This window comes from Pseudomonas sp. LG1D9 (assembly GCF_002949995.1).
GTDB classification, from domain to species: Bacteria; Pseudomonadota; Gammaproteobacteria; order Pseudomonadales; family Pseudomonadaceae; genus Aquipseudomonas; species Aquipseudomonas proteolytica.
In genome coordinates this window covers 3,155,135-3,166,506 of record NZ_CP026881.1, presented here as the reverse complement: position 1 = coordinate 3,166,506, position 11,372 = coordinate 3,155,135, and the positions used below count along the sequence as shown (strand labels likewise).

10 protein-coding genes are annotated in these 11,372 nt (G+C 61.7%); 1 reads left to right on the top strand and 9 read right to left on the bottom strand.

Features of this window, described 5'->3' with window-relative positions; translation table 11 throughout:
- Positions 1-121: 121 nt before the first annotated feature.
- From C5F71_RS14980 to pilM, 8 genes are all read right to left on the bottom strand, one after another.
- Complete coding sequence (locus tag C5F71_RS14980; RefSeq protein WP_104911419.1) at positions 122-1,696, bottom strand: SPOR domain-containing protein; 1,575 nt, start codon at positions 1,694-1,696, stop codon at positions 122-124.
- A 10-nt stretch (positions 1,697-1,706) separates the two neighbouring features.
- A complete protein-coding gene (gene aroB / locus C5F71_RS14975; RefSeq protein WP_057958082.1) occupies positions 1,707-2,807 on the bottom strand; it encodes a 3-dehydroquinate synthase in 1,101 nt (366 codons plus the stop codon).
- 147 nt (positions 2,808-2,954) lie between these two features.
- Positions 2,955-3,473 carry a shikimate kinase AroK gene (gene aroK, locus C5F71_RS14970; protein ID WP_029296072.1) on the bottom strand — a complete coding sequence of 173 codons (519 nt, stop codon included), beginning with the start codon at positions 3,471-3,473 and terminating at the stop codon, positions 2,955-2,957.
- A gap of 4 nt (positions 3,474-3,477) precedes the next feature.
- The gene (locus C5F71_RS14965; RefSeq protein WP_104911418.1) at positions 3,478-4,809 is read right to left on the bottom strand and encodes a type IV pilus secretin PilQ; all 1,332 of its coding nucleotides are present in this window, start codon (positions 4,807-4,809) and stop codon (positions 3,478-3,480) included.
- Positions 4,810-4,878: 69 nt separating this feature from the next.
- Positions 4,879-5,394 (bottom strand): pilus assembly protein PilP, encoded by a 516-nt coding sequence (locus C5F71_RS29710; RefSeq protein ID WP_371923346.1) that lies wholly within the window; start codon positions 5,392-5,394, stop codon positions 4,879-4,881.
- Positions 5,391-6,011 (bottom strand): type 4a pilus biogenesis protein PilO, encoded by a 621-nt coding sequence (locus tag C5F71_RS14955; RefSeq protein WP_104911417.1) that lies wholly within the window; start codon positions 6,009-6,011, stop codon positions 5,391-5,393. Before C5F71_RS14955 ends, C5F71_RS29710 begins: the two co-directional genes overlap by 4 nt.
- Positions 6,008-6,559, bottom strand: a complete 552-nt coding sequence (locus C5F71_RS14950) for a PilN domain-containing protein (protein ID WP_029296063.1) — start codon at positions 6,557-6,559, stop codon at positions 6,008-6,010. Before C5F71_RS14950 ends, C5F71_RS14955 begins: the two co-directional genes overlap by 4 nt.
- Positions 6,559-7,212, bottom strand: coding sequence for a type IV pilus biogenesis protein PilM (gene pilM, locus C5F71_RS14945; protein ID WP_104911416.1), 654 nt, complete (start codon positions 7,210-7,212; stop codon positions 6,559-6,561). The genes C5F71_RS14950 and pilM overlap by 1 nt, the downstream gene beginning before the upstream one ends.
- A gap of 221 nt (positions 7,213-7,433) precedes the next feature.
- On the opposite strand from pilM, the gene C5F71_RS14940 reads away from it, so the two are divergent.
- Positions 7,434-9,878, top strand: coding sequence for a penicillin-binding protein 1A (locus C5F71_RS14940; RefSeq protein WP_371128933.1), 2,445 nt, complete (start codon positions 7,434-7,436; stop codon positions 9,876-9,878).
- A gap of 182 nt (positions 9,879-10,060) precedes the next feature.
- Here C5F71_RS14940 and C5F71_RS14930 read toward each other — a convergent pair whose 3' ends face one another.
- Positions 10,061-11,329 (bottom strand): malic enzyme-like NAD(P)-binding protein, encoded by a 1,269-nt coding sequence (locus C5F71_RS14930; protein WP_029296057.1) that lies wholly within the window; start codon positions 11,327-11,329, stop codon positions 10,061-10,063.
- Between the last annotated feature and the right edge of the window lie 43 nt (positions 11,330-11,372).

Here is an 11,372-nt window from a genome sequence, read left to right as displayed (position 1 = left end):
CGCCGCTACTCAAAAGCTACTGTGACGCAGACACCACAAAGCGCGCGGCCTTCAGGGCTGCACGCTGTTGTCGTTTTTTTTGAGGTGCTGGGAGGGCGACCTGGGTAAGGTCGCCGGATCTTCAGCGAGTTGTTGCGAGTTCTTGTTGAACGCTGGCAACAGTGCGAGGCCAAGGTTTACCAGCCTGAACCTTCGCTGGCAAGGCCTTGATCGCGGAATCGGCTGCCGCGCGGCTCGCGAAACTACCGTAGGTGATCACGTAGAGAGGCTTGCCGTTGAGCACTTTCTTGAAATAACGGTACTCGCCGCCCTGCTCTTTCACGAACGCCTGGGCGTTGGCTTCGGAGCTGGTGCCGAGGATCTGCACCACGTAGTTCTTGGCCGGCTGGCTACCGTACCAGCCACTGCCGGCAGCGGCCTTGGCCACGGTCACCGGTTTTTCAGCAGGCTTGGCGACAGGCGCTGGCTTGGCCGCAGGAGCTGGCGTCGGCTTGACCACTGGCGCCGGGGCTGGCTTGGCGGTGGCGACCTGGGTCGGGGCAGGCGTTGGCGTGGCCGCAGGCACCGGTGCAGCGCTGGCTGTTGCGCCCGGTGGTGGAGCCACTGTGGTAACGGTTGGTGGCGTGGCGCTGGAGCCTTCGACCGGCACACCGTCATCGCCTTCGGAAATGGCACCGGCTTCTTCTGCCAGCGGGCCACGCATGACCGGCTGGCCGACCATCGGCAGGTTGGTAGGCTGGCCGGACCCGGCAAACTCAACGGCTGGTGCGCCATTGGTCGTGGGCTTGCCAAGTGGCAATTGGGCCTGCTCGGTCGGTGCGCCCGGAGCGGTCGGGGCCTTGCTGCGGCCAGGAATCAGCCAGGCGGCGGCAACGGCAACCACGACAACAGCAGAAATCGCCAGTACGTGTTTCTTCGGCATGGTGAACCCCATCTTTGGACGCTTAACCGCAGAGCGGCTGGCAATCATTGCTTCAATCATCGCATCCCGGGCCACCTGGTTGATGGTGCCAGGCCAGCCGTCGGAGCTTTCGTGAATATCAGAGATCTGCTGCGCAGAGAAAAGTTCGATGCCCTGGCCAGCACCTTCAAGGCGCTGGGCCAGGTACTCGCGGGTTTCTTCTTCTTCGTAGGGCTGCAATTCGATGACGTGAAACAGCTCTTGCTCGCCACTGAGCTGCTCCAGATCGGCAATCAGCGACGCCTCACCGAACAGGAACACATGGGGACGACCTTCCGGCGTACCCGCCGCCAGCGCCAGCAAGGCTTCGAGGGCAGACTCGTCGAGCTGCTCGGCGTCGTCCACCAGCAGGTAGACTTCCTGGCCGGTCAGCCCCAGTTGCACGACTTGCTTGAGAATCGCAGTCGGCTCGGCATTGGCCACGTCCAGCGCCTGGGCAACCTGGCGCAACACGCCTGCCGCATCGCCGGCGCCACGGGCGGAAACCACCACGCTCTGCACCGATTGCTTGTTGGTGCTGGCCACCAGGGCCTGGCGCAGCAGGGTCTTGCCGCTGCCCAAGGGGCCGGTGACCACCAGCAGCAACTGGCTGTAGCGCGCCAGGTGGTGCAACTGCCCAAGCACCGGCTTGCGCTGTGCAGGGAAAAACTTGAAACCGGGGACCCGTGGCGCAAAAGGGTCATGGCTCAACTGGTAATGGCCGAGGAAAGCCTCGTCGGCATGCAAACTAGTCATCGGGATCTGGTTAACCTTTCAGCTGGGCCAGGGCGCGGTAATCCGCTCCCAGCGTGGCCTGTAGAATCTCTTTCGGATAATCGTCGGTCACTACCGCTTCGCCCATTCGGCGCAACAGCACCAGACGCAAACGACCATCGATCACTTTCTTGTCTATCGCCATATGTTCGAGGAAGTCAGCCTCGGTCATTTCCTCGGGAGGAATGACCGGCAACCCGGCGCGCTGGAACAGGCGGATACCGCGGTCACGCTCTTGGACACTGATCCAGCCCAGGCGTTGCGACATCTCCAACGCCATCACTGTGCCAGCCGCTACAGCCTCGCCATGCAACCAGACACCATAGCCCATGTGGGTTTCAATCGCATGGCCGAAGGTGTGGCCCAGGTTCAAGGTGGCGCGCACCCCCGACTCACGCTCATCGGCATTGACCACCAGCGCCTTGGCCGCGCAGGAGCGGGAGATAGCCTCGGTCAGCGCCACCTGGTCCAGGTTGCGCAAGGCATCGACGTGTTCTTCAAGCCAGGTCAGGAACGGCTCGTCACAGATCAACCCGTACTTGATGACTTCCGCCAGGCCCGCCGACAGCTCGCGGGGCGGCAAGGTATTGAGGGTGGCAGTATCGATCAGCACGGCGTTAGGCTGGTAGAACGCGCCGACCATGTTCTTGCCCAGGGGATGGTTGATGCCGGTCTTACCGCCCACCGACGAGTCGACCTGGGACAGCAGGGTGGTCGGCACCTGGATAAAGTCCACGCCACGCTGGTAGCACGCGGCCGCAAAACCGGCCATGTCGCCGATCACGCCGCCGCCAAGGGCGACCACCGTGGTACGCCGGTCATGGCGCGCGGTGAGCAGTCCGTCAAAGATCAGTTGCAGGGTTTCCCAGTTCTTGAACGCTTCGCCGTCGGGAAGAATCACCGAAATCACCGAATACGCTGCCAGGCTGCGACTCAGACGCTCAAGGTAGAGCGGCGCCACTGTCTCGTTGGAGATAATCGCCACTTGTCGCCCGGCAATATGCGGTGCGAGCAACTCGGGCTGGTCCAACAAACCTTCGCCAATATGGATCGGGTAGCTACGCTCGCCAAGATCGACCTTAAGTGTCTGCATGTGTCCCCGCGCTGAAGATGGAAGCAGGCGTCCTGCCCTGTATTAACGTTGTCGGCACCGTCGAGATCGGACGCTGCCTGATGGCTCTACGCCACACCTCGGACGGTTGCAACGCGTTGCCGAGGATAGCGCATTTCGGCCCTGGCTTTAACGGGGCGCAAGTTGCTGCAAGCGCTCGAGAATGTCGATTACGACCATGCGCGGCGGCCGTTCATCGGTTTCCACCACCAGATCGGCGATTTCCCGATAAAGCGGATCGCGCAGCGTCAGCAAGTCCCGCAGGGTTTTCTCGGGATTGGCGGTACGCAGCAATGGCCGGTTGCGATCACGTGCGGTGCGCCCGACTTGCTGCTCGACCGACGCGTGCAAATAGACCACCCGACCGCCGGCATGCAGCGCCCGCCGGTTTTCCTCGCGCATCACCGCACCGCCGCCGGTGGCCAATACCACGCCATCGCAGCCGCACAGTTCGGCAATCATCGCCTGCTCGCGGTCACGAAAGCCCAGTTCGCCTTCCTTATCGAAGATCCACGGGATATTGGCGCCCGTGCGCAATTCAATTTCCTTATCGGAGTCTTTGAATGGCAGGCGCAGCTCTTTGGCCAGCAAACGGCCGATGGTGCTTTTTCCAGCCCCCATCGGCCCTACAAGAATCAAATTTCGCACAGAATCAACGACTCACAGCAATCGCCTGGTTATTCATAATACGCGGAGTCAGGAATACCAGCAGCTCGGATTTTCTTTGGGCAACGACATCACGCCGGAAAAGGCGGCCAAGATACGGCACATCGCCCAAAAATGGCACTTTATCTACCACCTTGCTTTGGTTTTTGGAGAAAACCCCGCCCAGGACGATGGTCTCGCCGTCCCTGACCAGAACCTTGGCAGTGACCTCGTTCTTCTTGATCGGCGGCACATCGTTGAGTTTGTTCAGGTAGTCCGGCTCATCCTTGGTCACCCGGACCTCCATGATGACCTGGTCATCCGGGGTGATTTGCGGCGTCACCTCCAAAGAAAGCGAGGCCTCCTTGAACGACACCGACGTCGCACCCTCGGCAGTGGCTTCCTGGTAGGGGATCTCGGTGCCCTTGAGAATCCGTGCGGTCTCCTTGTTGGAAGTGACCACCTTGGGCTGGGAGATCACCTCGCCATTGCCGCCTTTTTCCATGGCTGTGAGTTCCAGGTCCAGCAGCACGTTATCGGTGATAAACGCGATGCCCAGACCAGAGCTTGCGTTGACCACGCCCAGGTCAACGAACGGCGAGCTATCGGGCGGCTCGCCCTCGCCGGACGGGCTTTTACCAACCCCACCCCCGCTCCAATGACCTTTATTGCGCAACAACCCACCCCAGCGCACGCCCACGCTTTTGTCATAGTCGACATTGGCCTCGACTATCCGCGCCTCGATCATCACCTGGCGCACCGGGATATCCAATTGATTGACGATGCGCCGCAGCTCCTCCAGGCGCTCCCCCGTCTGGTAGGCGATGATGTTGTTGGTACGCTCATCTACCGTCACCGAACCACGCTCATCGGCCACGCCCTCAGGCCCGCTCACCGACTGGAACAGCTTGGCCAACTCGGCCGCCTTGGCGTAATTGACTTGCAGCAGCTCCCGCCGCAAGGGCGCCAGCTCGGTCATCAGCTTGCGCGACTCCAAGGCCAGCAGCTCACGGGCGGCCAGTTCCTCAGCCGGCGCCACCAGCAGCACATTGGCCGTCACCCGCTTGTCGAGCCCCTTGGCTTGCAGCACCAGGTCCAGGGCCTGATCCCAGGGCACGTCCTTGAGGCGCAGGGTGATCGAGCCCTGCACATCATCACCGGCCACCAGGTTGAGGCCAGCCACGTCGGCAATCTGCTGCAGGACTGCGCGGACCTCGATGTCCTGGAAGTTGAGAGAGAGCCTGTCACCGCTATAGGCCCCTCGTCCGGCGCCCAAAGGCGAAGCACCAGGGGGTGGCAACTGAATCAGGTCAATCCGCTTGGGCACAGCCTCAGTCATCGGTGCCGTGAACGCTATCCATAGCGCCACACCGAAGGACGAAATAATCCTTTTCATTTTTTGCTTCCGTTATGAATTCACGTTCAACACCAAGGTGCGCGGGCGCTCAAGCCAGGCACCCTCACCGTCGGGAAAAAGTTCGACCAGCTCCAACTGCCCCTCATGGATCGCCACGACACGCCCATGGTCGGCCCCCAGGTAATCCCCCACCGCCAGGCGGTGAACACCTGCGGCGCCACGCAGCAGGGCAAATGTCTGCGCACCCAGCGACAAGGTGCCGACCATCTGGAACTGGTCCACGGCAAACCCTTCGAGAAACTGCCGGGGGCGGTCGAAGTCCGGCGCAGGTCCGGCTTTGCCGGTGGGTCGACTGGCGGGCTGGCCCGCTGGCTGGAAGGGATCACGCACGGGTGGCGAGCTGGAGACAACCCGCAGCCCCGGCAATGCTGCGGGCGTTTCGTCAGCAAGAGGTACCACCTGCTGGCGAATCAATTGCAACTCGTCGTTCAGCGCCTGCAACTGCGGGTCACGCTCGCACCCCGCCAGAAGCAGCAGGCCCAGGCCCGTAACCATGAGGCGGTTCATGGCAATGCTCCCTGGTTGCTGTACCTGTAGGTCTTGGCAAGCATCGTCAGGCTCAGCAATGCGCCATCCTGTGGACTCACAGGGCGAATGACAAAGTCATGCAGGGTTACGATATGCCCCAACCCAGCCACCCCGCTGATGAAAGCCAACAGGTCGTGATAGGTGCCAAGCAGCCTGAGCTGCATCGGCCGCTCGACGAACACGGGCTGCACCTGCTCGTCCAGCACGCTGAGCTGCTCGACCAGCACCCCGCTGGCTTGCCCCAGCCGGGCGAAGTCTTCCAGCAGGCCAGGCATCTGCGTCAGCGTGGGCATTTGCCGCAACTGCTCGTTGAAGGCGATGCGCAAGTTCTCAAGCTCACGCGCCACCCCGTCATATTGCGCGGCTTGCCGGGCTTTGGCAGCAAACTGCTGGCGCAGCGCTACTTCCCCTGCTTCCTGGCGTTGCAACACCTCGCGGGCGCCGCCCAGGTACACCGCATCCCCCGCCAGCAGTAGCAGCAACGCAAGCACCGCGCCCACCAGAAGCCTGCCAGCCAACGGCCAGCGTGCGATGTTGCAGTACAGCGTGGAGAGTTGTGGGAGTGCCAGCCCTGACAGACTGGACCAAAGACTCACCGCTGCGTCTCCAGGTGCTCCCCATGGTCCACCATCAACTGGAAGGCGCTGCCTGCACCACCCTCTTCGGCCCGGACATGCCGCAGATTGGGCGCGCGCAGCGTGTTGGAAGCCTCCAGGCTGCGCATCAGCCGGGCGACATCATCGCTGGACACTGCCGTGCCAGTGACCTCCACCGATGTGCCACTGACGCTGACCTCGCTCAGTTGGACGCCATCCGGCATCGCCCGGGCCAACTGGTCGAACAACTCCTGGCCGGATGCGCGATGCCCCTGCAGGTCTTCGACCACTTTCATCCGCTCCATCAGTTGCTGACGCTGTTCGCGCAGTTCGTCGATGGTCTTGATCCGCGAGTCCAATACCGTGACTTGCTTGCTCAAGTGATTGTTACGGGCCACTTGTCGATCAATCGCCCGATCAATGACCCGGTCGGCCAGCCATACCGCAGCCAATGCAATAGTGGTGATCAGCAACAGAAAAATCAGGAAAAACCTGCGACGGCGCTCAGCGCGCTCTTCACGCCAGGGTAAAAGGTTGATTCTTGTCATCAATCGAAACTCCTGAGGGCCAAACCGCAGGCGACCCGCAATCCCTGGGCATCGGCTGCCCATTGTGCACTATTGATCCCACTCCCCGGCGCTATCCGGGCGACCACCTGGTCGGTCATCCGCGCCACGGCAAACGCCTCTACATCCACCACTCGCGCAACCAGGCCAGCCATGGCCAATACCGCTTCGCGCGCTTCCACCTGCTCCTTGAGGCACGCCACAAGCAGCACATCAACATAACCGGGTTCATGAGCCGATGGGCCCTGCACCTGAAAATCAATGGCAACCTCATCCAACGGATAAGGAATGTACTGGTCGGCTTCACAGCGCAAGCGCTGCTCCATCTCGTCGGGCTCAAGCCCAGCCTCCAGCGCAACCACCCGGCTGATCACCGCAGGGCCCGCCACGGCAACCGCCGCCTGCGTGACCTGGATCTGCGCCCGGAACAATGCCTTGGAAATGGTCTGCGCGACAACCTCCAGATCAACGATATTACTGTCGACCACCGCATGGCCCGGCAAAGGCTGGCTTGCATACGCGCGCACGGCATAGCCCTCGCCGGCGAGGGCCAGCTCTAGTACGTTGATGCCGCTGTCCTGGATGTCCACACCCAGTACGGTTTCGGCTTTTCGCCTGAAAAATCCCTTTCTCATAAAACTCCCTAAAGCTTTGCCTGTCTCAGGGCTGCTCAGTTGCGGGTTTGATGCATTCGGTCGGCTCGGTTGAGCGGCGCCCATGACGCCCCGAGGCGAAAAATGCTTTAATGCCCAGCGTTTTTTCCCGCTTTTTATCCGCAGGTCGGGTCGATACATTCCTAAGTCATGCCTATCCCGACACCTAACTCATTCTTTTCTCTGGAAATCCAAAAGCCTTGATTCGTCTGCTGAAGTTTTTCGGGTACTCCTTCGTCGCGATCGTTTGCGGGCTGCTGCTCGTGTTCAGCGGCGCCTATCTCTACCTTAGCCCGGGATTGCCCTCGGTAGAGGCCCTGAGAAGTATCCAGTTGCAGATTCCTTTGCGGGTCTACAGCAGCGATGAAAAACTGATCGCGGAGTTCGGCGAAATGCGCCGCACCCCGATCCGTTTCGCCGATATTCCGCCCAATTTCATCAATGCCCTGCTGTCGGCCGAAGACGATAATTTTGCCAACCACTATGGCGTCGACCCCAGCAGCCTGGTGCGCGCGGCTACGCAACTGGTAAAAAGCGGACACATTCAATCGGGGGGCAGCACCATCACCATGCAGGTGGCGAAGAACTTCTTCCTCACCAGCGAGCGCAGCTTCTCGCGCAAGGCCACGGAAATCCTCCTGGCGCTGCAGATCGAACGCCAACTGACCAAGGATGAAATCCTTGAGCTGTACGTCAACAAGATCTACCTGGGCAACCGCGCCTACGGGATCGAGGCGGCGTCCCAGGTGTACTACGGCAAGTCGATTCGTGACGCCAGCCTGGCACAAATGGCAATGATTGCCGGCCTGCCCAAGGCGCCATCGCGCTTCAACCCGCTGGCCAACCCGGCCCGCAGCAAGGAGCGTCGCGACTGGATCCTGGGGCGCATGTACAAACTGGGCAAGATCGACCAGAACGCCTATGAAACGGCGGTGGCCGAGCCGTTGAATGCCAGCTACCACGTACCGACGCCAGAAGTCAGCGCACCGTACATCGCCGAGATGGCCCGCGCCGAAATGGTCGGCCGCTATGGCAGCGATGCCTACACCGAAGGTTTCCGCGTTACTACGACCATTCCGAGCAACTTGCAGGAAATCGCCAACAACGCCGTGCATGAAGGGCTGATCACCTATGACCAGCGCCATGGCTACCGTGGGCCGGAATCGCGCCTGCCAGGCAAGACCCTGAGCGCCTGGACGGTCGAACTGGGCAAGCAGCGCTCCATCAGCGGTCTGGATCCCGCCATCGTCACCCAGGTGAAAAAAGACGGCGTGCAGGTGCTGACCCGCAGCGGCGAAGAACATGTGGCGTGGGACAGCATGAAGTGGGCGCGCCCCTTCCTGAACACCAACAGCATGGGGCCGATGCCCAAGCAACCATCGGACGTGGCCCAGGTCGGTGACCTGATCCGCGTGCAGCGCCAGAAGGACGACAGCCTGAAATTCAGCCAGGTCCCGGTCGCCCAGGGCGCCCTGGTATCCCTGGACCCGCAGAACGGTGCGATCCGCGCCCTGGTCGGCGGCTTCGCCTTCGAGCAGAGCAACTACAACCGCGCCACCCAGGCCAAGCGCCAGCCGGGCTCCAGCTTCAAGCCATTTGTCTACAGTGCCGCGCTGGATAACGGCTATACCGCAGCCAGCCTGGTCAACGACGCGCCTATCGTGTTTGTCGACGAGTACCTGGACAAGGTCTGGCGCCCGAAGAACGACACCAACACCTTCCTCGGCCCGATCCGCGTGCGCGAGGCGCTGTACAAGTCGCGCAACCTGGTGTCGATCCGCTTGCTGCAGGCGATGGGCGTGGGCAAGACCATCGACTACATGACCCGCTTTGGCTTCAACAAGCAGGACCTGCCGCCCAACCTGTCGCTGGCCCTGGGCACCGCCACCCTCACCCCGATGGAAATCGCGACGGGCTGGAGTACGTTTGCCAACGGCGGCTACAAGATCACGCCGTACCTGATCGACAAGATCGAGAGCCGCAACGGCGACACGCTGTTTGTTGCCAACCCGCCGAGCGTGCCCAACGGTGTCGCCGCCAGCGATGGCCTGGCCGCACCCGCCAACGGCGGCATCACCATCGAGCCCGTGCCCGGCGCTGCGCCCGCCGACGCTGCCGCAGCCGCCCCGCAAACACCGGCGGTGGCTGAGCGTGTGGTTGACGGACGTACCACCTATATCCTCACCAGCATGCTGCAGGACGTGATCAAGCGTGGCACCGGCCGCCGTGCGCTGGCCCTGGGCCGCACGGACCTGGCAGGCAAGACCGGTACCACCAACGAATCCAAGGATGCGTGGTTCTCCGGCTACAACGCCGACTACATCACCACCGTCTGGACCGGTTACGACCAGCCAGAAAGCCTCGGTCGCCGCGAATACGGCGGCACCGTCGCGCTGCCGATCTGGATGAGCTACATGGGCGGGGCCCTCAAGGACAAGCCGGCGCACACCCAGGCCGAGCCGGAAGGCATCCTGAGCCTGCGCATCGACCCGATCAGCGGCCGCGCTGCAACACCCGGCACGCCGAATGCGTACTTTGAACTGTTCAAGAGCGAAGATACGCCGCCGTCGATGAATGAACTGGGCAATGGCGTGGCACCGGGCAGCCCGCTGCCAGCGGACGAGTCGGCGCCGATCGATCTGTTCTGATTAACACAGACCCCCCTTGTGGGAGCGGGCTTGCTCGCGAAGGCGGTGGGTCAGTCACCAAAAATGCCGACTGATCCACCGCCTTCGCGAGCAAGCCCGCTCCCACAAGGGGTTATGTGTAGAGCCACAAAAAAGCCCCGACTCGCAAGAGCCGGGGCTTTTTGTTGGTGCGCTACAACGGCTTAGCCGTTGAACACATCATCCACGCTTTGCAGCGGGTAGTTCTTCGGATACGGCAGGGTCGCCACACCTGTCTCGATGGCGGCCTTGGCCACGGCATCGGAGATCACGGTGATCAGGCGCTTATCCATTGGTTTCGGGATGATGTACTCACGGCCGAATTCCAGCTTGCCGCCACCATAGGCGTCGCACACGTCCTGGGGTACCGGCAGCTTGGCCAGTTCACGCAGGGCATTGGCGGCAGCCACTTTCATCTCTTCGTTGATACGCTTGGCGCGAACGTCCAGGGCGCCACGGAAGATGAACGGGAAGCCCAGTACGTTGTTGACCTGGTTCGGGTAGTCCGAACGGCCAGTGGCCATGATCACGTCGTTACGGGTGGCGTGTGCCAGTTCCGGGGCGATTTCCGGATCAGGGTTCGAGCAGGCGAACACGATCGGGTTGGCCGCCATGGACTTCAGGCCTTCGGCGCTCAGCAGGTTCGGGCCGGACAGGCCGACGAACACGTCAGCACCGTCCAGTGCGTCTGCCAGGGTGCGCTTGGAGGACGGGTGGGCAAACATCGCCTTGTACTGGTTCAGGTCGGTACGCTCGGACTGGATCACGCCCTTGCTGTCGACCATGTAGATGTTTTCAAGGCGCGCGCCCATGCTCACGATCAGCTTCATGCAGGAGATGGCCGCAGCACCGGCGCCCAGGCAGACGATCTTCGCGTCGGACAGGGTTTTGCCAGCGATTTCCAGGGCGTTGATCATGCCGGCCGCGGTAACGATCGCGGTACCGTGCTGGTCATCGTGGAAAACCGGGATGTCGCACTGTTCGATCAGGGCCTTTTCGATCTCGAAGCACTCAGGTGCCTTGATGTCTTCCAGGTTGATGCCACCGAAGGTGATGGAGATGCGCTTGACGGTGTCGATGAAGGCCTGCGGGCTTTCGGAGTCGACTTCGATGTCGAAGACGTCGATGCCGGCAAAGCGCTTGAACAGTACGCCCTTGCCTTCCATCACTGGCTTGGAAGCCAGTGGGCCGAGGTTACCCAGGCCAAGAATCGCGGTGCCATCAGAAATCACTGCAACCAGATTGCCCTTGCCGGTGTATTTGTAGGCCAGTTCGGGATCGCGGGCGATTTCACGCACGGGCTCGGCTACACCGGGGCTGTACGCCAGCGACAGGTCGCGTGCGGTAGCAGTGGCTTTGGTGAGCTCGACACTCAGCTTTCCTGGACGAGGATGGGCATGATATTCGAGAGCGGCAGTTTTCAAATCAGACATATCGGCATTCCGCTTTTTACTGTTGGACGACGGATCGCCGAGG

What these genes read in the sequence shown, in the direction of transcription:
- C5F71_RS14980 (WP_104911419.1), bottom strand. Translation starts at nt 1,696, where the DNA reads ATGACTAGTTTGCATGCCGACGAGGCTTTCCTCGGCCATTACCAGTTG.
- aroB (WP_057958082.1), bottom strand. Translation starts at nt 2,807, where the DNA reads ATGCAGACACTTAAGGTCGATCTTGGCGAGCGTAGCTACCCGATCCAT.
- C5F71_RS14965 (WP_104911418.1), bottom strand. Translation starts at nt 4,809, where the DNA reads ATGACTGAGGCTGTGCCCAAGCGGATTGACCTGATTCAGTTGCCACCC.
- C5F71_RS29710 (WP_371923346.1), bottom strand. Translation starts at nt 5,394, where the DNA reads ATGAACCGCCTCATGGTTACGGGCCTGGGCCTGCTGCTTCTGGCGGGG.
- C5F71_RS14950 (WP_029296063.1), bottom strand. Translation starts at nt 6,559, where the DNA reads ATGACAAGAATCAACCTTTTACCCTGGCGTGAAGAGCGCGCTGAGCGC.
- pilM (WP_104911416.1), bottom strand. Translation starts at nt 7,212, where the DNA reads ATGAGAAAGGGATTTTTCAGGCGAAAAGCCGAAACCGTACTGGGTGTG.
- C5F71_RS14930 (WP_029296057.1), bottom strand. Translation starts at nt 11,329, where the DNA reads ATGTCTGATTTGAAAACTGCCGCTCTCGAATATCATGCCCATCCTCGT.